20 protein-coding genes and 1 pseudogene are annotated in these 19,893 nt (G+C 70.0%); 16 read left to right on the plus strand and 5 right to left on the minus strand.

All coding sequences use genetic code 11. The annotated features are described in order from the left end of the window. Positions 1-11: 11 nt before the first annotated feature. Complete coding sequence (locus ACZZZB_RS18005) at positions 12-443, plus strand: pyrimidine dimer DNA glycosylase/endonuclease V (RefSeq protein ID WP_064294478.1); 432 nt, start codon at positions 12-14, stop codon at positions 441-443. A gap of 83 nt (positions 444-526) precedes the next feature. Next, complete coding sequence (locus tag ACZZZB_RS18010; protein ID WP_137243255.1) at positions 527-808, plus strand: YdeI/OmpD-associated family protein; 282 nt, start codon at positions 527-529, stop codon at positions 806-808. Positions 809-844: 36 nt separating this feature from the next. Here the strand turns inward: ACZZZB_RS18010 and ACZZZB_RS18015 are convergent, their stop codons facing one another. Then, positions 845-1,456, minus strand: a complete 612-nt coding sequence (locus tag ACZZZB_RS18015) for a hypothetical protein (protein ID WP_463530402.1) — start codon at positions 1,454-1,456, stop codon at positions 845-847. A 168-nt stretch (positions 1,457-1,624) separates the two neighbouring features. Between ACZZZB_RS18015 and ACZZZB_RS18020 the strand changes: the two genes are divergently transcribed. Continuing rightward, positions 1,625-2,665 carry an LLM class flavin-dependent oxidoreductase gene (locus tag ACZZZB_RS18020; RefSeq protein ID WP_192018582.1) on the plus strand — a complete coding sequence of 347 codons (1,041 nt, stop codon included), beginning with the start codon at positions 1,625-1,627 and terminating at the stop codon, positions 2,663-2,665. A gap of 33 nt (positions 2,666-2,698) precedes the next feature. On the opposite strand, the gene ACZZZB_RS18025 is transcribed toward ACZZZB_RS18020, so the two are convergent. Together ACZZZB_RS18025 and ACZZZB_RS18030 are read right to left on the minus strand one after the other, a co-directional pair. Continuing rightward, positions 2,699-2,971, minus strand: a complete 273-nt coding sequence (locus ACZZZB_RS18025) for a protealysin inhibitor emfourin (RefSeq protein WP_064294474.1) — start codon at positions 2,969-2,971, stop codon at positions 2,699-2,701. A 41-nt stretch (positions 2,972-3,012) separates the two neighbouring features. Next, the gene (locus ACZZZB_RS18030) at positions 3,013-4,122 is read right to left on the minus strand and encodes a M4 family metallopeptidase (protein WP_463530403.1); all 1,110 of its coding nucleotides are present in this window, start codon (positions 4,120-4,122) and stop codon (positions 3,013-3,015) included. 151 nt (positions 4,123-4,273) lie between these two features. Between ACZZZB_RS18030 and ACZZZB_RS18035 the strand changes: the two genes are divergently transcribed. The 5 genes from ACZZZB_RS18035 to ACZZZB_RS18055 all read left to right on the plus strand — a co-directional run bounded on the left by ACZZZB_RS18035 (position 4,274) and on the right by ACZZZB_RS18055 (position 9,108). Next, positions 4,274-5,437 (plus strand): LLM class flavin-dependent oxidoreductase, encoded by a 1,164-nt coding sequence (locus ACZZZB_RS18035; RefSeq protein ID WP_079707385.1) that lies wholly within the window; start codon positions 4,274-4,276, stop codon positions 5,435-5,437. Beyond that, positions 5,434-6,063 (plus strand): FMN reductase, encoded by a 630-nt coding sequence (locus ACZZZB_RS18040; protein WP_463530404.1) that lies wholly within the window; start codon positions 5,434-5,436, stop codon positions 6,061-6,063. The genes ACZZZB_RS18035 and ACZZZB_RS18040 overlap by 4 nt, the downstream gene beginning before the upstream one ends. Before the next feature lie 148 nt (positions 6,064-6,211). Then, positions 6,212-7,000, plus strand: coding sequence for a hypothetical protein (locus ACZZZB_RS18045; protein ID WP_463530405.1), 789 nt, complete (start codon positions 6,212-6,214; stop codon positions 6,998-7,000). Between the two features lie 102 nt (positions 7,001-7,102). Continuing rightward, complete coding sequence (gene rpsO / locus ACZZZB_RS18050) at positions 7,103-7,372, plus strand: 30S ribosomal protein S15 (protein ID WP_056012204.1); 270 nt, start codon at positions 7,103-7,105, stop codon at positions 7,370-7,372. Between the two features lie 248 nt (positions 7,373-7,620). Beyond that, complete coding sequence (locus tag ACZZZB_RS18055) at positions 7,621-9,108, plus strand: amino acid permease (RefSeq protein WP_071262327.1); 1,488 nt, start codon at positions 7,621-7,623, stop codon at positions 9,106-9,108. Positions 9,109-9,252: 144 nt separating this feature from the next. Here the strand turns inward: ACZZZB_RS18055 and ACZZZB_RS18060 are convergent. Then, positions 9,253-9,738 (minus strand): annotated as a pseudogene (locus ACZZZB_RS18060) (DedA family protein); the annotation flags it as partial. Positions 9,739-9,855: 117 nt separating this feature from the next. Here ACZZZB_RS18060 and ACZZZB_RS18065 point away from each other — a divergent pair. Continuing rightward, positions 9,856-10,299 carry an alcohol dehydrogenase catalytic domain-containing protein gene (locus ACZZZB_RS18065; RefSeq protein WP_463530406.1) on the plus strand — a complete coding sequence of 148 codons (444 nt, stop codon included), beginning with the start codon at positions 9,856-9,858 and terminating at the stop codon, positions 10,297-10,299. Next, complete coding sequence (locus ACZZZB_RS18070; protein WP_463530407.1) at positions 10,296-10,775, plus strand: zinc-binding dehydrogenase; 480 nt, start codon at positions 10,296-10,298, stop codon at positions 10,773-10,775. The genes ACZZZB_RS18065 and ACZZZB_RS18070 overlap by 4 nt, the downstream gene beginning before the upstream one ends. On the opposite strand, the gene ACZZZB_RS18075 is transcribed toward ACZZZB_RS18070, so the two are convergent. Next, complete coding sequence (locus tag ACZZZB_RS18075) at positions 10,739-11,878, minus strand: acyltransferase family protein (RefSeq protein ID WP_463530408.1); 1,140 nt, start codon at positions 11,876-11,878, stop codon at positions 10,739-10,741. The two genes, ACZZZB_RS18070 and ACZZZB_RS18075, sit on opposite strands and share 37 nt — an antisense overlap. Before the next feature lie 117 nt (positions 11,879-11,995). On the opposite strand from ACZZZB_RS18075, the gene ACZZZB_RS18080 reads away from it, so the two are divergent. The 6 genes from ACZZZB_RS18080 (at position 11,996) to ACZZZB_RS18105 (ending at position 19,893) form a co-directional block, all read left to right on the plus strand. Further along, positions 11,996-13,078, plus strand: a complete 1,083-nt coding sequence (locus ACZZZB_RS18080; protein ID WP_463530409.1) for an FUSC family protein — start codon at positions 11,996-11,998, stop codon at positions 13,076-13,078. Between the two features lie 301 nt (positions 13,079-13,379). Beyond that, entirely contained in the window at positions 13,380-15,671 is a 2,292-nt protein-coding gene (locus tag ACZZZB_RS18085; RefSeq protein WP_079707114.1) for a polyribonucleotide nucleotidyltransferase, read from the plus strand. Between the two features lie 194 nt (positions 15,672-15,865). Further along, a complete protein-coding gene (gene pdhA / locus ACZZZB_RS18090; RefSeq protein WP_137243248.1) occupies positions 15,866-17,014 on the plus strand; it encodes a pyruvate dehydrogenase (acetyl-transferring) E1 component subunit alpha in 1,149 nt (382 codons plus the stop codon). Further along, the gene (locus ACZZZB_RS18095) at positions 17,011-18,057 is read left to right on the plus strand and encodes an alpha-ketoacid dehydrogenase subunit beta (protein ID WP_124769533.1); all 1,047 of its coding nucleotides are present in this window, start codon (positions 17,011-17,013) and stop codon (positions 18,055-18,057) included. The genes pdhA and ACZZZB_RS18095 overlap by 4 nt, the downstream gene beginning before the upstream one ends. Beyond that, positions 18,054-19,397 (plus strand): dihydrolipoamide acetyltransferase family protein, encoded by a 1,344-nt coding sequence (locus ACZZZB_RS18100; RefSeq protein WP_463530410.1) that lies wholly within the window; start codon positions 18,054-18,056, stop codon positions 19,395-19,397. Before ACZZZB_RS18095 ends, ACZZZB_RS18100 begins: the two co-directional genes overlap by 4 nt. A 118-nt stretch (positions 19,398-19,515) precedes the next feature. Continuing rightward, complete coding sequence (locus ACZZZB_RS18105) at positions 19,516-19,893, plus strand: VOC family protein (RefSeq protein ID WP_137243246.1); 378 nt, start codon at positions 19,516-19,518, stop codon at positions 19,891-19,893.

Below are 19,893 nucleotides of genomic sequence, written 5' to 3' on the forward strand. Positions count from 1 at the left end.
AGGATGGAGACATGCGTCTCTGGTCGATCCATCCCCGGTACTTCGACGCCCAAGCGTTGACGTCGTCCTGGCGTGAAGGGCTGATCGCCCAGCGGGTCCTGCAGGAGCCAGGATCGAGCCTCCGTGCACACCCGCAGCTCCAGCGCTTCCTCGAGGCCGACGAACCGTTGGAGGCGATCGCGGCCTATCTCAACGGTGTCGCCGACGAGGCGCAGGAGCGCGACATCGTCTTCGACCGCGCGCGGGTCGTCGCCTCCGGCGTCCTCCGGGACCCCCTCGTCGTGACCGACGGCCAGCTCGACTACGAATGGGGCAATCTGCGGCGGCACCTGCTCGGACGCAGCCCGGACGTCGCGTCCCGATGGGCGAAGGTCTGGCGACCGCAGCCGCACCCGGTGTTCGTCGTCGTCGGCGGTGGCGTCGCCTCATGGGAACTCGCCTGAGGGCCTGACGGCTCGAGGACCGGCCGAGGTCGGTCAGGACCGAGCTGCTCGACGGCTGCCGCCCGAACCACTACCGTTGCCGCATGGGCAGACACGCTGATGTGGGAGCCGCGCCGCTCTCGGCGACCGGCACGGTGGTGCGGCTGCGGCCGGACCTCGAGGAGGCGATCGACGACGCCGGTCGACTGTCGTTCTTCCGCGGCCTGCCGAACAGCGCACAGCGGGAACTCGCGACGTGGGTGGAGCGATCCGACGACGCGCACCGGGATGCACGGATCGAAGCGGTCATCGAGTTGCTCGCCCAGCGGGCCGTGGAGCTCCGGACGGCCGCTCCTGCGCGTACCGCGGGTGGTCAGCGGCGCTGACGGACGCATGACGCCGCGCCCGGGCGTCGGCAGGGCTCAGAACCCGAAGTCGCCGCCGCCACCGAAGTCGCCGAATCCACCGTCACCCCAGCCGCCGCCGTCGGCGGAGGTGTCGGTCGCCGCGCCGTCTCCCGCCCCTGCCTCGGCACCGCTCTGATCGGTGCCGCCGGCATCGGCTGCGGCATCGGTTCCGACGGTGTCCGGAATGAACGCCTGCGCGATGGCCGAACCGACCACGACACCGGCGATGGTGCCGAGCATGGAGCTCGCCAGCATGCTGCCGAAGCCCATCCCGCCGCCCTGCGGACCGAGGGTGCGCTCGAGGGTCCCGGGCTGCCGCACCTCGGCCCGGGTGGCCGAACGCGCGAGGGCCTTGGGGGAGTCGTCTGCCGGTGCCTCACCGGTCGGGGCGTCCTCCGACAGCTGTCGGTACAGGATGCCCCGCTGCTCGGGGGTGAGCTTCGTGAAGGCCTCTTGGTGGACCTGTTCGATGGTCTCCGGCGGCGCGGTCCGCAGGAGGTAGCGGTAGCGTTCGACGGCGATCTCGTCCTCCGTCCGTGCGGGGGCCGAGGCCGGGCTCGCGCCGCCCGTCCCCTGGACAGGTCCATCGGAGTCGGGGCGTCCGAGCAGTCGATCGAGGAATCCCATGCTGTGCTCCTTCATGGTCGCGGGCGTCCAGCGTACGCGTCAGGTGTGGCATCCGGCTTGGATCGCCCTGGGAATCCACTGCGGTCGCCGAGGCGGAATATGTCAGGCCGTCCGAGCGCTGCACCCTGATGCGTCTGTCGCCGTTCGGCAGCGCGACGAAAGGTGACCATGCGACTCTCGATACTGGATCTCATCCCCGTCCGCACCGACCAGGACACGGCTGCGGCACTCGCCGCGACGATCGCCCTGGCGAAGCGCGCCGACGAGCTGGGGTATCACCGGTATTGGGTGGCCGAGCACCACAACATGCCGTCCGTCGCATCGACGAACCCTGCGGTCGTCATCGGCATCCTGGCTGCCGCCACGCAGCGGATCCGCGTCGGCTCCGGCGGCGTGATGCTCCCGAACCATGCTCCGCTCGTCGTCGCCGAGCAGTTCGCGCTCCTCGAGGCCTCCGCGCCCGGCCGCATCGACCTCGGTCTCGGCCGGGCACCGGGCAGCGACCCGGTCATCTCCGCCGTGCTCCGCCAGTCGGGCAACACGAGCGACGTCGACCGGTTCCCGAACAACGTGCAGGACATCGTCGCCCTCCTCGGCGTCGACGGTGCGAGCGTGCGGATGACCTCCGGCGAGGAGTACGCCCTGCGGGGAACGCCGAAGGCCGGCAGTGTGCCGGACGTGTGGTTGCTCGGATCGAGCGACTACTCGGCGGCGCTCGCCGCAGCACTCGGGCTGCCCTACGTCTTCGCGCACCATTTCTCCGGTCAGGGGACGGCTCGGGCCCTCGAGCTCTACCGGTCGAGTTTCCAGCCGTCAGCACTCCTCGACGCGCCTCGCACCTTCCTGACCGCGAACGCCGTGGTCGCCGACACGGCCGCCGAGGCGGAGGCGTTGGCGCTCCCCAACCTGCAGCAGATGGCGAGACTGCGTTCCGGCAAGCCGCTCGGACCCATCGCGACCGTCGAAGAGGCCGCCGCGACCGAGCAGAGCGATCTCGAGCTCGGCTTCGTCGAGCAGATGCGCGCTGCCTGGATCATCGGCGACGCCGACCAGGCTGCGGCGGAGCTGCAGGGTCTCGCCGACCGCTTCGGTGTCGATGAGGTCATGGTGTCGCCCGTCGGGTCGGCACGGGAGGGCACGCCGTCGAACTCGGCGCCCGCACGTGAGCGGACGATCGAACTGCTGGCGGAGCGCTTCCCGCAGCACTGACACCGTCGGGGTCATGCGACCGGCGAGGAATCGTCAGTCGCGTGGCGGCTGGACGGCGCGCACCCGTTCGACGAGTTCCTGCCAGGGTCCGGTGAGCTGCTGCTCGCCGAGGGTGGCCTCCTTGGGCGCGCATCTGATGCGGTAGACGTACCGATCCGGGACCGGTGGTCCTTGTGGGGTGTCGTCCCACGGGAGGCGGTCGAGCAGGACGATCCACCGGTCGACGTCGGGCTGCTCGTCGACGACGACCTCCCAGCGTCGGGTGAGACCGGCGACACCGCCGCTCCTCGTCACCGTGACCTTCATGCCGCGATGCTACTCCGCGAGCCCGGGCGCTGCCACGACGCTCAGGCGGACGGCTCGATGCCGACGAGCGCCCACGCCTGCCCGACCGCGGTGTGCTCCTCCGAGTCCACACCGAACCTGGCGGCGGCCGCAGCGATCGTCGCCGCGGCGAAGGTCGCGAAGTCGGCGCGCTCCGACAGGCCGCCGACGAGGGTGTCGTACCAGATGAGCCCCGCACGCTCCCAGGCGTTGCCGCCGAGGGCGACGGCGAGCGTCGCGAACGCCCGGTTGGGGATGCCGGAGTTGAGGTGGACGCCTCCGTTGTCGTCGGTCGTCTCGAGGTAGTCGTCGAAGTGCGCCGGCTGCGGGTCCTTGCCGAGGACGTCGTCGTCGTAGGCCGTGCCCGGGGCGAGCATGGAACGCAGCGCGTTGCCCTCGACCTCGTCCGTGAAGAGCCCTTCGCCGATGAGCCAGGACGCCGATGCCGCGTCCTCGCCGCGCGCGTGCTGTTCGACGAGGGCGCCGAAGACGTCGGACACGTGTTCGTTGAGCGCTCCAGGCTGTCCCTCGTAGACGAGGTTCGCCGTGTACTGCGTCACGCCGTGGGCCAGCTCGTGGCCGATGACGCTGAGGGAGCTCGTGAAGCTGCGGAAGACCTCGCCGTCGCCGTCGCCGAAGACCATCTGCTCGCCGTTCCAGAACGCGTTGTCGTAGTCGTCGCCGTAGTGAACGGTGGCGAGCAACGGCAGCCCGCGGCCGTCGATGGAGTCGCGTTCGAACGCCTCGGCGAAGAGGGCGTGGGTGTCGCCGAGGCCGTCGTAGGCGGCGGAGACCGCGGCGTCGGTGGTGGCGGGCTCGCCCTCGGAGCGGACGAGCGTGCCCGGGAGGGTCTCGGACCGCCGGGCGTCGTGGATGCTGCGCTGCGGGGCGCTGACCGGACGCTTGCCAGCGGTGGCGCTGCGCACGGGGCCGGTGGCCCGCTCCGACCCGGGCTCGGGGAAGCGGTATGGTCGCGTGGCGAGCAGCGAGTACCGCGCGGCACTGGCGGCACGCGCCAGCTGCGGAGCGTCGAGTTCGGCGATGCGCTCGAGCAACCAGGGTGGGACGATGCCGCACACGTGCCGAGGGGCCGGTGTCGGCATGCTGGACGAAGGGTTCGGTGAGCCGTTCATGCGGTGATCCTGCCATAGCCCGCCGACACGGCGTGCGGCTCGCGCGGCGCGCTGTGGACAGGATGCCGAACGGGCCGGGAATAGCGCGGGTGTGAACGCCGTTGTCCTGGATATCCATGCAAACGCATGAAAGAACGAGTGGGAGCGCATGATGCAATTCGGAATCTTCACGGTGGGGGATGTCACCACCGACCCGACCACCGGGATCACGCCCACCGAGCACGAGCGCATCGAGGCGATGGTCGCGATCGCTGTGAAGGCCGAGGAGGTCGGTCTCGACGTCTTCGCGACCGGCGAGCACCACAACCCGCCCTTCGTCCCGTCGAGTCCCACGACCATGCTCGGCTACATCGCGGCGAAGACCACGGACCTCATCCTCTCGACGAGCACGACGCTCATCACCACGAACGACCCGGTGAAGATCGCCGAGGACTACGCCATGCTGCAGCACCTGGCCGGCGGCCGGGTCGACCTCATCATGGGCCGTGGCAACACAGGCCCCGTCTACCCCTGGTTCGGTAAGGACATCCGCGAGGGCATCAACCTCGCCATCGAGAACTACGCGTTGCTCCACCGCCTCTGGCGCGAGGACTACGTCGACTGGCAGGGCCAGTTCCGCACCCCGCTGCAGGGCTTCCAATCCACGCCGCGACCGCTCGACGGTGTGCCGCCCTTCGTGTGGCACGGCTCCATCCGGAGCCCCGAGATCGCCGAGCAGGCGGCCTACTACGGTGACGGCTTCTTCGCGAACAACATCTTCTGGCCGAAGGAGCACTACATGCGCCTCATCCAGCTGTACCGTCAGCGGTTCGAGCACTACGGACACGGCACGGCCGCGCAGGCGATCGTCGGGCTCGGCGGTCAGGCGTTCATGGCGAAGAACTCGCAGGACGCCGTCGCCCAGTTCCGGCCCTACTTCGACAACGCCCCGGTGTACGGTCACGGGCCGACGCTCGAGGACTTCACCGAGCAGACGCCGCTCACCGTCGGCAGCCCGCAGCAGGTCATCGACCGGTACGCCGGGATGCGCGAGACCTTCGGCGACTACCAGCGTCAGCTGTTCCTCATGGACCACGCCGGGCTCCCGCTCGCGACCGTGCTCGACCAGCTCGAGATCCTCGGCGGCGAGGTCGTGCCGGTGCTGCGCAAGGAGTTCGCGAAGGACCGCCCGGCCGACGTGCCGGAGGCGCCGACGCACGCGTCGATGGTCGCGGCCGCTGAGGCGGAACTCGCGTCGCGCTCCGGTGCGGTCGAGACGAGCCGGGTCGCCTCCGGATCGGCGTTCGGCGCGGCGGCGGTCGGGGCGACCCGATGACCGCGAAGCGCACGCTCGCCGTCGTGTCGGCCGGTCTCAGCCAGCCCTCGTCGACGCGCCTCCTCGCCGACCGCCTCCGCGACGCCACCGTGGTACGCCTCGAGCAGGACGGGTACGAGGCCCGGACGACGTCGATCGAGCTGCGCGACCTCGCGCAGGACATCACGAACAACCTGCTGACCGGGTTCCCCAGTCCACGGTTGTCCGAGGCGATCGAAGCGATGACGGCCGCCGACGGCGTGATCGCGGTGACGCCGATCTTCTCCTCCAGTTACTCCGGCTTGTTCAAGTCGTTCTTCGACGTGGTGGAGCCGACCGCCTTGACCGGGGTGCCCGTCGTCCTCGGTGCGACGGGTGGGTCGGCCAGGCATTCGCTCGCCCTCGAATACGCCGTGCGTCCCTTGTTCGCCTACCTGCGGGCGGTGACCGTGCCGACCGCCGTGTTCGCGGCCTCCGAGGACTGGGGGTCGGGCGACGCGCAGGTCAGCGCCCTGCCGGCGCGGATCGACCGCGCGGCCGGTGAGTTGAGCGCACTCGTGGCGGCCTCGGACCGTTCCGGGCGCCTGGACGACCCGTTCGCGCTCGACCGCCCGTTCTCCGAGCTGCTCGGCGGTCTCGGGGCCTGATCGGACGTCTCCGTCCGATCGCCCCGATGCGGGCGGGGACCGCCGGGTGCGGTCCCCGCCTCCGTCGTTCCCAGGCTCGGCGCCCCGGTCTTTGGGATACTGGTGGCGTGCGTCGCCGTCCGGCGTCGCCGGAGGGAGTGGTGGCCAGGTGATCCCCGGAGCGCGTCGACTCGGTTCGCTGCTGCAGCGTGCCACTCGTACCGCGGCGCTCGCCGTGGTGGCGGTGTCGATCGGCGCCGGATCCCTCGTCCTGCCGCTCGCCGCATCCGCTCCCGCGTCGGCCGCCGGCACCGGCACGATCGAGAGCCCGACCGACGGCGACACCGTCTACCGCGTCGACTACACCCTGGACGGCGAGCAGGTCAGCGGATTCGACGTCACCGGCACCGCCGACCCGGGTGCCGACGTCGTGCTGTCCTACTGGCGCTCGATCGACCTCTACGACTCGGCGAAGGCCTGCTTCAGCAGCTCCACGGCCGACGACGCGTCGTGCGACCTGCAGTCCACCGGCGGGACCGGGGCGACCGAGTTCCGCTTCGACGGTCAGCCGATCGAGATCGGGAGCGACGGCGGATGGTCCACCAGGATCAACATGACCCAGTGGCTTCGCGGCGCGGACGCGGGGGAGTACGACATCACCCTCGCCCTCGTGTCGACGAACGCCGACGGCGGGGCCACACTCGGCGACCCGGTCCGGCTCGTCTACGACTCCACGACGACCGCCGAGGCGGCGGAGGCGGCGGCTGAACCCGCGCCGAACGCCGGTGCCGGACCGCCGCTCTGGGTCTGGCTGCTCCTCGCCTTCCTGATCCTGGACCTCATCGCGCTCGCCCTCATCCTCGTGCTGCGTCGCCGACGCCGGGTTGCAGCCAGCGAAGCGGAGGAACGGGCCAACGCGAAGCGGCGCTCGACGCACCGCGAACCTCCCACGCTCTGAACCTGCTAGAATCACAAGGTTGCCGTCGAACGGCCGCGGATCAAGAGAGCCCACGCATCAGGCGACGGGCACCGCGCAACGAACAGAGAGGGGATCACCACTATGGCGCTTGAAGGAGACCGTAAGAAGGCGATCATCGAAGAGTACGCAACCCACCCAGGTGACACCGGATCCCCCGAGGTCCAGGTGGCGGTCATGACCCGCCGCATCAAGGACCTCACCGAGCACCTCAAGGAGCACAAGCACGACCACCACTCGCGTCGTGGCCTGCTGCTCCTGGTCGGACAGCGTCGCCGCCTCCTCGGCTACCTCCAGGCCGTCGACATCGAGCGCTACCGCTCGCTGATCGAGCGCCTCGGACTCCGCCGCTAGGCAGCACTCTGAACCCTCCGCCAGCTCACGAGACCCACGGTCCCTGAGCCTGTCGAAGGGCGCTGACACCGCGAGCTTCTTCGTGACGGGCCGTCATCCTTCGGGATGGCGGCCCGTTCGTGTTGTACCAGGAACCCGGCAGCCGGAGAACATCCCGTCTGCGACTCGACCTCAGCCTGCTCATCTGGCAAGGTCGAGAGTCGGCTTCGCGCGAGGCCACGAGGTACCGCACCACGGCAAGGAGCACCATGAGCATCTGGCGGACGAAGAGCATCGAGGACTCCCTCGCGGATTCCAGCGTCGAAGGGCGCAGTCTGAAGCGCACCCTCGGCACCTGGGACCTCATGATCATGGGTGTCGCGGTCGCGGTCGGCGCCGGCATCTTCTCCGTCGGAGCCAAGGCCGCGGGCAACTACGCTGGCCCGTCCGTGTCGCTCGCGTTCATCCTCGCGGCCGTCACCTGTGCCCTCGCCATCATGTGCTACGCGGAGTTCGCCTCCACGGTGCCTGTCGCCGGCTCCGCCTACACCTTCACCTACGCCACCCTCGGTGAGCTCCTCGCCTGGATCATCGGGTGGGACCTCATCCTGGAGATGCTCACCGCGGCCGCCGTCATCGCCAAGTACTGGGGCATCTACCTCAGCAACGTCTTCCTGCTCTGGGGCTGGGACGTGCCGAGCGAGCTCGACGTCTTCGGGCTCAAGGTCAGCTGGGGCGCGTTCGTCATCGTCGCGATCTTCACCACCCTGCTCGTCCTCGGGACGAAGCTGTCCTCGCGTGTCGCGAGCGTCTTCACGATCATCAAGGTCGCGATCGTCATCTTCGTCATCGTCGTCGGCGCCTTCTTCGTCAAGGCCGCGAACTACACGCCGTTCATCCCCGACGAGGTCCCGACGAAGGGCGGGGCGTCCGACGCCTGGTCGCAGTCGCTGTTCTCCTTCATGACGGGGGCCGCGCCCGCGCAGTACGGCGTCTTCGGTCTGCTCGCCGGTGCCTCACTCGTCTTCTTCGCCTTCATCGGGTTCGACGTCGTCGCCACGAGCGCGGAAGAGGTCAAGAACCCGCAGCGCAACCTGCCACGCGGCATCTTCGGTGGCCTCGCCATCGTGACCGTCCTCTACGTCGGCGTGAGCCTCGTCCTCACCGGCATGGTGCCGTACACGACGCTCGCCGAGGCCGAAGACCCCTCGCTCGCGACGGCGTTCATCGCGGTGGGCGCGGACTGGGCGGCGCAGGTGATCTCGATCGGCATCCTCGCCGGCCTGACGACCGTCATCATGGTGCTCCTGCTCGGCCTCGCCCGCGTGGTCTTCGCCATGAGCCGCGACGGCCTGCTCCCGCGCTCACTCAGCGTCACCTCCGAGAAGCGCAAGACACCCGTGCGGGTGCAGCTCATCGTCGGCGCGCTCGTCGCGCTGATCGCCGGCCTGACCGACGTGGGCATCCTCGAGGAGATGATCAACATCGGGACGCTCTCCGCGTTCGTGCTCGTCAGCATCGCGGTGATCGTGCTGCGGAAGAAGTACCCGAAGCTGCCGCGCGCGTTCCGCGTCCCGTGGTCGCCGTTCCTCCCGATCCTCTCAGCGGTGCTCTGCGTCTGGCTCATGCTTAACCTGACGACGCTCACCTGGGTGCGGTTCCTCGTCTGGCTGGCGCTCGGCTTCATCATCTACTTCGCCTACAGCCGGCGGCACTCCATCGTCGGCAAGAAGGCGCGGGGCGAGCTCGTCGAGTGAGGCCTGTGTCCGTCGCCGTCGTGCGGCCAGGGCTGCGCTGATCCGGTCGACGGCCACGCCCAGGCCGACGGCGACGACGATCGAGACGGCGGTTGCGAGTACCGGCTGATCCGGGAGGAACCGGCCGACGACGGCTCCGACGCCCACGTTCCACAGTGCCCAGGCGAACCCTGCGAGGACGGTGATCGGAAGGTACCGACGGGGGCGGAGACCACTCGCCCCGGCGACGAGGTTGACCGCGATGCGCGCGAACGGGATGTAGCGCGCGGTGAGGATGGCTGCAGCGGCGCGGCGCTCGAGCGCAACGCCCGCACGTCCGATCGCGGCCGCGACCCGCGGGCGCCGCATCCAGGCGAACCGTGTGGTCCCGATCCGTCGCCCGAGGAGGTAGCAGGACACGTCGCCGGTCACGGCGCCCGCCCAGGCCACGCCGATGAGGAGGGCGAGGTCCGGCGAGCCGCTCGACGCCGAGATCGCCCCGAGCGCCGTCACTGCGGTCTCGCTCGGCAGGACGACCAGGAACGCGTCGGCGACCGTCAGCAGGTACAGCGCCGGGAACACCCAGCCCGACGCGGCGATCTCGAGCAACCACGCCGTGATCGCCGTCTGCAGCTCATCGACCCATGCCATGTCCGCGATTCTCGCTCGGCCGGGTGAACGGCGCGTGACGTCCCCTGCGGCCAGGGTGGTCCTCGCCCGGGAAGCGTGTGAGCATGGAGGTCGGCGGAAGCCGGCAGAGGAGGCATCATGGCGAGGTTCGTGCGGTTCGACCGGTTCGGTGGCCCCGAGGTGTTCCACCTCGTCGAGGGCGACATCCCGGTGCCCGGCCACGACGAGGTCCGCGTCCGCGTCCTCGTCGCAGGCCTCAACCCCGTCGACCACAAGCTCGCGGTATCACCCGAAGCGCTCGCCTCCTTCGGCCGGGACGTCCCGAGCGGGAACGGCAACGACTTCGCCGGGGTGGTGGACGGCGTGGGGAGCGGCGTCCAGGGATTCGCGACGGGCGACCACGTCTACGGTGGACACCGGTTCCACGCGCAGGCGGATTTCCTCATCGCTCCGGCCGGCATCCTCCATCATGTGCCGGACGGGCTCACGCTCGAGCAGGCGGGTGCGCTCGACATCGCGGACGCGCGGCGATCGCATCGGTCGCCGCCGTCGGCGTCCAGCAGCCGGACACGGTGCTCGTGAGTGCTGCGGCCGGCGGGGTCGGCGTGCTCGCGGCGCAGCTCGCCAGACGGACCGGCGCGGTCGTGCTCGGCACCGCCGGTGCGGCCAACCAGGAGTTCCTCCGCGGTCTCGGCATCGTCCCCGTCCAGTACGGCGACGGGCTGCGCGAGCGTGTCCTCGAGGCGGCCCCTGGCGGGATCACCGCCGTCATCGACACCCACGGTCGGCCCACCCTCGAGCTGGCGCGCGACCTCGGCGTTGCGCCGGAGCGGGTCAACACGATCGCGGACCGACCCTTCGCCGCCGAGCACGGGTTCCGGGGCGTCGGCGGACAGGACGCGACGCTCGACGAGCTGGCAGCGCTCGGCGAGTCGATCGCGCGGGGTGAGATCGTCCTCCCGATCGACAGCGTGTGGCCCATCGAGCGGGTCGTCGACGCCTACCGTCACCTCATCGACGGTCACGTCCGCGGGAAGGTCGTCCTCGTCACCTCGTGACGTCGCGGCGGGACCCGGTCGGGTCGCTCCGAGGGGGGCTCCGGGTCGAAGGCCCGCTTGCGACTGAAGATGAACGCCGCGCGGGGTTCGATGAGCGGTCTCGTGATGCGGCGCACGGGTCCGCTGGAGAGCACGATGACGATCAGGACCGACAGCGCCAGCAGGCCGATGAGGACGAGCTCGGGGCTGCCCGTGTCGGTGAGGACGCCCGACTCACGCAGGGGGTAGAGCACGAAGGAGTGCAGCAGGTAGACGTACATCGTCGACTGGCCGTACCGGGTGATCCACGACTGGCCGCGGGGGACGAGCACGAAGAACGCCGCGGTGAGGACGACGGCCAGCAGGATCGCCGCGAGTCGCACCAGGCCGCCCGTCCCGTCCTCGTTGCCGAGCGCGGTGTAGCCCCGGTCGTAGAAGAACCAGTAGCGCAGGTCGATGCGCCGCCACAGGTCGATCCCGCCGACGAGGACGACCGCCCACGCGATGAGGACGACGGCGGCGGCGATCCGGATCCACCAGGCCCTCGTGCGGACGAGGCGCCAGCGGTCCACGAGCCGCCACCGGTTGATCTGCCACCCGAGCACGAAGAACGGGAGGATCCCGAGTGCGCGCGAGAGCGAGAACGTGCTGTCGACGTTGTCCAGGTAACCGACGCCGATCGAGATCACCACGCTCCAGAGCAATGGCCAGCGCAGGAGCGCGAGATAGGGCAGGACGAGGCGGAAGATGCCGAGCGCGAGGAGGAACCAGAGGGTCCACGACGGTTGGGTCGGGTTGAACGCGCGTTTGCCCTCGACGAGGAACTGCACGAGGGACCAGATCCCCTCCATGATCAGGTAGGGCAGGAGGATGTCCGTGATCACCCGGCGCATCTGTCGTCGTCCGGGAGGGGCCGACTTCGAGAAGTACCCGCTGATGATGGCGAACGCCGGCATGTGGAAGGCGTAGAGGAACAGGTACACGACGAGCGCGGGGTCGGACTCGGAGGTGAGGCGCTGGATCGCGTGGCCCATGACCACGAGCGTGATGCACGCGAAACGGGCGTTGTCCCAGAACGGGACGCGCTGCTTCGGGCGAGCGGCTGCCGGCGCGGGATGCGTCAACGTCACCTCCTGGGGTCCGCACCAGCGTAGCCCGGGAGGCCCCGCGCGACGGCGGGGCCCGGGCGCCGGGCTCAGGATGGCGTAGCGTTGGATGGTTGCACGAGAGCGGAGGACCGGATGGCTGAACGCGGTCTGAAGACCTCGCTGATCAGCTTCGCGCCGTCGCCGAAACGTTGGCCCGCCGCGCTGACCGCGGCCATCGCGATGGCCGTGCCGGTCGCGGTCGCGACGTTCTTCGGACTCACGCCGCTCGGCCTGCTCACCGGCCTCGGGGCGTTCACCGCGCTCTACTGCGCGCCGCTCAGCCGCCGGGACCGTCTGCGGGTGCTGCCGCTCATCGGAGCAGGACTCGTCACGGCCGCGGCGCTGGGTGTCGCGATGTCGGGTTCTCGGCCGCTGACCGCGATCGGCCTCATCGTCGTCGGGTCGGTGGTGATCTGGCTGGTGCAGGGCATCGTCCTCGGCCCTCCGGGCGCGCTGTTCTTCATACTCGTGTTCGGCATCGCCGGCCACCTGACCGCGCCCGTCCCGATCGGCGGCGCCGGGCTCGACGGCGGACTGGTCATCCTGCTCGTGGCGGCCGGTTCTGCCTTCGCCTCCCTGGTGGTCGTCGTGCCGTTGCTCGTGCCGGCCGTCCGCCGCAGCGCGGGGAAGCCGACGCCGATGCGTGTGCTGTTCCCCGAGTACCGGCTGAGCGCGACCGACCGCCGGATCGCGACACGCCTCACGGTCGCGCTCGCGATCAGTGCGGTCCTCGGAGCGGTCCTCGGCCTCGGTCACGGGTACTGGATCGCCGGGTCCGCCATCGCGATCCTCAGCGTCGGGCACTCGCGCACCCTGAGCGCGACACGCGGCGTGCACCGCGTGCTCGGGACGGTCGTCGGCGCCGGGATCTTCCTCGCCGTGGCCTCGCTCCAGCCGCACGGCTACATCCTCGCGCTCGTGCTGGCCGCCCTGCAGTTCACGATCGAGCTCGTCGTCATCCGGCACTACGCGTTGGCGCTCGTCTTCATCACGCCGCTCGTGCTCATCATCAGCACGTCCTCGTCGACGCAGCCGGTGCTCGCGATCGTGGGGGAGCGCGTGCTCGACACCCTCCTCGGAGCGGCCGTCGCAATGCTCCTTCTGCTCGTGTCCTGGGGACGCGACCACCGGCGCGCGGCGTCTCCGGACGCCCCTGGCACCCCGCCCATCACCTGAGGATCCGTGTCGTTCCGGGGATCGCCGAACCCCCCTCTGCTAGGCTGACCGACGGCGGACCGTGATGGTCCGCTCCGCGCACAGCCAGCCGACAGGAAGCTGGTCCTCGGTGGTGTATCCCTCGCGATCCGCGGGTGGTGTTCTACTGGTGGCCAGCCAAGTCCCGGAAGACCGGGCGGCTTGAGCAAGTACTGCGGCTGTGTTGCGCGCTGCATCATGCACGACCGCGCTCGACGGCGCGTCCATTCGGGACGCGCGGCCCGTCACTCGACGGGAGCGCACACGTACGAAGGAGAGACCTGTGGAAGGTCCAGAAATCAAGTTCGCCGAGGCCGTTCTCGACAACGGCAAGTTCGGCAAGCGCACGGTCCGGTTCGAAGCCGGCCGCCTCGCGCAGCAGGCACAGGGCGCGATCGCCGCGTACCTCGACGAGGAGACCATGCTCCTCTCGGCCACCTCGGCCGGAAAGCACCCCAAGGACAACTTCGACTTCTTCCCCCTCACGGTGGACGTCGAGGAGCGCTCCTACGCCGCCGGCAAGATCCCCGGTTCGTTCTTCCGTCGTGAGGGCCGCCCCTCGACCGAGGCGATCCTCGTCTGCCGCCTCATCGACCGGCCGCTGCGCCCGTCGTTCGTCACCGGCCTCCGCAACGAGGTCCAGATCGTCATCACCGTCCTCTCGATCGCTCCGGGTGAGTTCTACGACGCCCTCGCGATCAACGCGGCGTCGATGTCCACCCAGATCTCGGGTCTGCCGTTCTCCGGTCCGATCGGCGCCGTCCGTCTCGCGCTGATCCCCGGCCAGGCCGGCGAGGCCGACCAGTGGGTCGCCTTCCCGAAGGTCGACCAGCTCGAGGAGGCCGTCTTCGACATCATCGTCGCCGGTCGCATCGTGACCGACGCCAACGGCAACGAAGACGTCGCGATCATGATGGTCGAGGCGGAAGCCACCGAGAACAGCTGGAACCTCATCAAGGGCGGCGCCACGAAGCCCGACGAGGCGGTCGTCGCGGCCGGTCTCGAGGCCTCCAAGCCGTTCCTCAAGCAGCTCGTCAAGGCGCAGAGCGAACTCGCCGCTCAGGCGGCCAAGGAGATCGCGGCCTACCCCGTGTTCCTCCCGTACACGCAGGAGAGCTACGACGCCGTCGCCGGTCTCGCACACGACGAACTGGTGAACGTCTACCAGATCGCCGACAAGATCGAGCGCCAGAACGCCGACGACGCCCTCAAGGACCGCGTCAAGGCGGAGATCACCGAGCGCGTCGAGGCCGGTTCGCTCGACGCCGAGGTGCTCACCCAGTTCTCGGCGGCGTACAAGTCCGTCTCGAAGGTCGTCATGCGCGGCCGTGTCCTCCGCGAGGGCATCCGCATCGACGGCCGTGGCCTGACCGACATCCGTCCGCTCGACGCCGAGGTGCAGGTCATCCCGCGCGTCCACGGTTCCGCGATCTTCCAGCGCGGCGAGACCCAGATCCTGGGTGTCACCACGCTGAACATGCTCAAGATGGAGCAGCAGATCGACTCGCTGTCGCCCGTCACGAAGAAGCGCTACCTGCACCACTACAACTTCCCGCCCTACTCGACCGGTGAGACCGGCCGGGTCGGTTCGCCGAAGCGTCGCGAGATCGGGCACGGCTTCCTCGCCGAGCGCGCACTCGTGCCGGTGCTGCCGAGCCGCGAGGAGTTCCCCTACGCGATCCGTCAGGTCTCCGAGGCCCTCGGGTCCAACGGTTCGACCTCGATGGGCTCCGTCTGCGCCTCGACCCTGTCGCTGCTGAACGCCGGTGTGCCGCTCCGCGCACCCGTCGCCGGTATCGCCATGGGCCTCATCTCCGACGTCGTCGACGGTGAGACCCGCTACGCGGCGCTCACCGACATCCTCGGCGCCGAAGACGCCCTGGGCGACATGGACTTCAAGGTCGCCGGTACCTCCGAGTTCGTCACGGCCATCCAGCTCGACACGAAGCTCGACGGCATCCCGACCTCGGTCCTGACCGGTGCGCTCCAGCAGGCCAAGGACGCCCGCACGACGATCCTCTCCGTGCTGAACGCGGCGATCGACGCTCCCGACGAGATGGCGCCGACCGCGCCTCGCGTCATCAGCGTCCAGATCCCCGTCGACAAGATCGGCGAGTTGATCGGCCCGAAGGGCAAGACGATCAACTCGATCCAGGACGAGACCGGCGCCGACATCTCCATCGAGGAGGACGGCACCGTCTACATCGGCGCCGTCGACGGTCCGTCGGCCGAGGCCGCTCGCGCCCAGGTCAACGCGATCGCGAACCCCACCAACCCGGAGGTCGGCGAGCAGTTCCTCGGAACCGTCGTCAAGATCGCCGCGTTCGGCGCGTTCGTCTCGCTGCTCCCGGGCAAGGACGGCCTGCTGCACATCTCCGAGGTCCGCAAGCTCGCCGGTGGCAAGCGTGTGGAGAACGTCGAAGACGTGCTCGGCGTCGGCCAGAAGATCCTCGTCGAGATCACGAAGATCGACGACCGCGGCAAGCTCTCGCTCGCTCCGGTCGTCGCCGATGAGGCCGACACGCACGGCAGCGACGCTGCCAGCGAAGGCCCCGAGGCCCCGGCCGAAGGCTAAGCCTCAGCAGCTGCACCCGAACGCCCGTCCCGCTTCCGCGGGGCGGGCGTTCGCCGTTGCGCGGAGTGTCGACGGTTGAGCGCCAGGGTGATCCGGCGTAGCCTCGGACCACCTCGCGATGACGCGAGGGCACGGCATCGCTCACGAGGCACCGCCGTGAGGTCACCGAACTCAAGGCGGCGTGCATCGTGTCGATGGAGACTCACACCCAATTCCCGCAGGATTCTGACGAGCGGGGCGGTGATGCACGCGAACCGGTCCCGGTCGACCACGGGTGCGTCCAGCTCCTCGATCCGGACGGCGTCCGTCAGGAGGACGCCCTCTACGACCTCTTCGTCGCCGACCTCGGTCACACCGAGCTGCTCGCGCTCTACGAGGACATGGTCGTCACGCGTCGCATCGACACGGAGGCGACGGCTCTGCAACGGCAGGGCGAGATCGGTCTGTGGCCACCGTCGCTCGGGCAGGAGGCCGCCCAGGTGGGGTCGGCGCGGGTCCTGCGGCGCGGGGACTTCGTCTTCACGAGCTACCGCGAACAGGCCGTCGCCTATTGCCGTGGCGTCGAACTCGACCAACTGATGGCGATGTGGCGGGGGACCGCGCTGTCGGGCTGGGACCCGTTCGCGGTCGGCATGGCGACGCCGGCGGTCATCATCGGGGCCCAGACGCTCCATGCGACGGGCTACGCGATGGGCTGTCAGCGCGACGGGTCCGACGCGGTGGCCGTGGCCTACTTCGGCGACGGGGCGACGAGTCAGGGCGACGTGAACGAGGCGCTGGTGCTGGCCGCGAGCTTCCAGGCACCCGTGGTCTTCTTCTGCCAGAACAACCAGTACGCGATCTCCGAGCCCGTCGGGCTGCAGGCCCAACGCCCCATCGCGGACCGGGCACCGGGCTTCGGGGTGCCGAGCATGCGGGTCGACGGCAACGACGTGCTCGCCGTGACGGCGGCGATGCGGATCGCCGTCGACCGCGCACGTTCCGGTGGTGGGCCGACCTTCATCGAGGCCGTCACCTACCGCATGGGGCCGCACACCACCTCGGACGATCCGACGCGGTACCGGGACGAGAGCGAGGTCGCGTCGTGGCGTGCGAAGGATCCGATCGCCCGTCTCGAGCGTCTGCTGGAGTCCGAGGGGGTCCTCGACGAGACGGCCCGAGCCCACGTCGCGTCCGTCGCCGACGCCGCGGCCGCCCGGGTCCGTGCGGGGTGCCTCGCCTTGCCTGCCCCTGACCCGCTCTCGCTCTTCGACGAGGTCTACGCCACCGCCCACCCCGGGCTCGAACGGCAACGCGAGGAGTACCGCTCGTACCTCGCGATGTTCGACGGTGGTGCCCGATGACCACGCTCACCCTCAGCAAGGCGATCAACACCGGACTGCACCACGCCCTCGCCGATGACGACCGGGTCCTGTTGCTCGGCGAGGACATCGGCCGACTCGGCGGGGTGTTCCGGGTGACCGACGGCCTGCAGGCGGAGTTCGGTGCCGATCGCGTCGTCGACATGCCGCTGGCGGAGTCCGCGATCATCGGAGCGGCGATCGGTCTGGCGTTCCGAGGCTTCCGGCCGGTGTGTGAGATCCAGTTCGACGGGTTCATCTATCCGGGCTTCGACCAGATCGTCGCGCAGTTGGCGAAGCTGCACTACCGGACGAAGGGGGCCGTGCGCATGCCGGTCACCATCCGGGTGCCGTACGGCGGAGGAATCGGCGCCGTCGAGCACCATTCCGAGTCCCCGGAGGCGTACTTCGCGCACACGGCGGGACTGCGCGTGGTGACGTGCTCGGACCCCCAGGACGCGCACACCATGATCCGTCAGGCGATCGCGTGCGACGACCCGGTGCTGTTCTTCGAGCCGAAGCGGCGGTACTGGACGAAGGGCGAGGTCCTCGACGACCTCCCCGCCGATCCGCTCGCCTTCACCCGTGCGCGGACGGTTCGCGCCGGCACGGACGCGACGTTGGTCGCCTACGGGCCGCTCGTCCAGACGGCGCTCGAGGCTGCGGAGGCTGCGGCCGACGAGGGTGTCGACCTGGAGGTGATCGACCTCCGATCCCTCGCGCCCCTCGACGTCGACGCCGTCGCGGCCTCGGTCGAGAAGACGGGGCGACTCGTCATCACGCACGAGGCGCAACGCTCCGGAGGGGTCGGAGCCGAGCTGGCGGCCTCGATCACCGAGCGCTGCTTCGACCTCCTCGAAGAGGCCCCGGTGCGGGTGACGGGGTTCGACACGCCCTATCCCGCTTCGGCGCTCGAGGACCACTTCCTCCCGGACCTCGACCGGATCCTGGACGGGGTGGATCGCGCACTGGGGCGTCGGTCCTCCGCCTCGGCCGTGGGCAGGGCCGATGCCCGGCCTGTGACCGGTGGGGAGGGACGGCGATGAAACGGTTCTCCCTACCCGATCTCGGTGAAGGTCTGACCGAGAGCGAACTCGTGTCCTGGCGCGTCGCCGTCGGCGACCACGTCGAGCTCAACCAGGTGATCGCCGAGGTCGAGACCGCGAAGGCGCTCGTCGAACTGCCCGCGCCGACCGCCGGCGTGGTCACGAGGCTCCACGTCGAACCGGGGACGACGGTCCTCGTCGGTGAGGCGCTCGTCGACTTCGCGCCTGATGGTGAGACCGCTCCGCCCCCGTCGGTCCCCGAGGCCGACAGAGCGGAGGTCGACCGACCGAGTGGGGCGGCGGACCGCGAGCCGGTCCTCGTCGGCTACGGCCCTCGCACGGCGAGCGGTGAACGGCCACGGCGCCGTGCCCGGGCCGCCGGCGATGACACACCTGCCCCGGCGCACACCGCCCCGGTGCCGGAGCGTTCCCGGCCCCGCGCGACACCGCCGGTCCGGCGACTCGCCCGTGATCTGGGCGTCGACCTCGGAACGCTCGTCGGCACCGGCGTCGGTGGTCGGATCGCGCGTGAGGAGGTCGAGCGCGCTGCGACCGACCTGAGCGGGCAGCTGCCGGAGCGTGCTCGCGGAGCAGCAGCGGCACCGGCCGGGACCCCAGAGGTGCTGGCCACGGCGGCCGACGGCTCGGTGCGTCGGCCGATCACGGGGGTCAGGCGCCGGACCGCCGAGGCGATGGTGAGCAGCGCGTTCACGGCTCCCCACGTGACGGAGTTCCTGACGGTCGACGTGACGCCGACGATGTCGCTGCTGGACGCGCTCGCCCGCTCGCCTCGGACCGGGGACCACCGGGTCAACATCCTGACCGTCCTCGCCAAGGCGGTGTGCATCGCCGTGAGACGCACTCCCGCGGTCAACGCGAGTTGGGACGAGGCTGCCGGGGAGATCGTCGAGTACGGCCACGTCGGACTCGGGATCGCCGCAGCGACGCCGCGGGGACTCCTCGTCCCGAACATCGCACGGGCCGAGGAGCTCAGCCTGTTCGAACTCGCGGACGCCGTGTCGGACCTCGTCCGCACGGCCCGCGAGGGACGCACCGCTCCGGCGGAACTGCGAGGGGGGACGATCACGATCTCCAACGTCGGCGTCTTCGGCGTCGATGCGGGGACGCCCATCCTCAACCCCGGTGAGGCGGCGATCATCGCGCTCGGTGCCGTCCGTCGCCGGCCGTGGGAGTTCGAGGGGCAGGTCGCGCTGCGACACGTCGTGACGCTGTCGCTGTCGTTCGACCATCGGCTCATCGACGGGGAGCAGGGGTCCCGGTTCCTCGTCGACCTCGGGACGATGCTGTCCGATCCGGCGATGGTCCTGACGATGGTGTGATCGTCGAGTCCAGGCCCTCGCGCCCGCCCGCCCAGGCGGTCGTTTGGGCCTGGACGCGACGACCGCGACGTGGCATCGTGCATCGTGTACGCATCGGGAATCAGCGAAGGAGCGCCTCATGGTCTCGTACACGGATGTCTTCAGCGGGTTCTCGGTCGACGACATCGACGCGGCGAGGGCGTTCTACCGGGACGTCCTCGGTCTCACGGTCACCGACAACGCCATGGGATTCCTGGACGTGGCGCTCCCCGCCGGCGGGTCGGTGCTCGTCTACGGCAAGCCGGACCACACACCAGCCTCGTTCACGGTGCTGAACCTCGTTGTCGAGGACATCGACACGGCGGTCGACGAGCTGCAGGCGCAGGGCGTGGTGACGAAGCTCTACCCGGACGACGTCCTGCCGACGGACGCGAAGGGGATCATGCGCGGGAACGGCCCGGACATCGCCTGGTTCACCGATCCAGCGGGGAACGTCCTGTCCGTGCTCGTCGACTGA

This window comes from Plantibacter sp. AC185, assembly GCF_979258065.1.

What these genes read in the sequence shown, in the direction of transcription:
- rpsO (WP_056012204.1), top strand. Translation starts at nt 7,103, where the DNA reads ATGGCGCTTGAAGGAGACCGTAAGAAGGCGATCATCGAAGAGTACGCA.
- ACZZZB_RS18005 (WP_064294478.1), top strand. Translation starts at nt 12, where the DNA reads ATGCGTCTCTGGTCGATCCATCCCCGGTACTTCGACGCCCAAGCGTTG.
- ACZZZB_RS18065 (WP_463530406.1), top strand. Translation starts at nt 9,856, where the DNA reads ATGGCGAGGTTCGTGCGGTTCGACCGGTTCGGTGGCCCCGAGGTGTTC.
- pdhA (WP_137243248.1), top strand. Translation starts at nt 15,866, where the DNA reads ATGGAGACTCACACCCAATTCCCGCAGGATTCTGACGAGCGGGGCGGT.
- ACZZZB_RS18020 (WP_192018582.1), top strand. Translation starts at nt 1,625, where the DNA reads ATGCGACTCTCGATACTGGATCTCATCCCCGTCCGCACCGACCAGGAC.
- ACZZZB_RS18010 (WP_137243255.1), top strand. Translation starts at nt 527, where the DNA reads ATGGGCAGACACGCTGATGTGGGAGCCGCGCCGCTCTCGGCGACCGGC.
- ACZZZB_RS18015 (WP_463530402.1), bottom strand. Translation starts at nt 1,456, where the DNA reads ATGGGATTCCTCGATCGACTGCTCGGACGCCCCGACTCCGATGGACCT.
- ACZZZB_RS18025 (WP_064294474.1), bottom strand. Translation starts at nt 2,971, where the DNA reads ATGAAGGTCACGGTGACGAGGAGCGGCGGTGTCGCCGGTCTCACCCGA.
- ACZZZB_RS18105 (WP_137243246.1), top strand. Translation starts at nt 19,516, where the DNA reads ATGGTCTCGTACACGGATGTCTTCAGCGGGTTCTCGGTCGACGACATC.
- ACZZZB_RS18035 (WP_079707385.1), top strand. Translation starts at nt 4,274, where the DNA reads ATGCAATTCGGAATCTTCACGGTGGGGGATGTCACCACCGACCCGACC.
- ACZZZB_RS18095 (WP_124769533.1), top strand. Translation starts at nt 17,011, where the DNA reads ATGACCACGCTCACCCTCAGCAAGGCGATCAACACCGGACTGCACCAC.
- ACZZZB_RS18040 (WP_463530404.1), top strand. Translation starts at nt 5,434, where the DNA reads ATGACCGCGAAGCGCACGCTCGCCGTCGTGTCGGCCGGTCTCAGCCAG.
- ACZZZB_RS18030 (WP_463530403.1), bottom strand. Translation starts at nt 4,122, where the DNA reads ATGAACGGCTCACCGAACCCTTCGTCCAGCATGCCGACACCGGCCCCT.
- ACZZZB_RS18100 (WP_463530410.1), top strand. Translation starts at nt 18,054, where the DNA reads ATGAAACGGTTCTCCCTACCCGATCTCGGTGAAGGTCTGACCGAGAGC.
- ACZZZB_RS18055 (WP_071262327.1), top strand. Translation starts at nt 7,621, where the DNA reads ATGAGCATCTGGCGGACGAAGAGCATCGAGGACTCCCTCGCGGATTCC.
- ACZZZB_RS18080 (WP_463530409.1), top strand. Translation starts at nt 11,996, where the DNA reads ATGGCTGAACGCGGTCTGAAGACCTCGCTGATCAGCTTCGCGCCGTCG.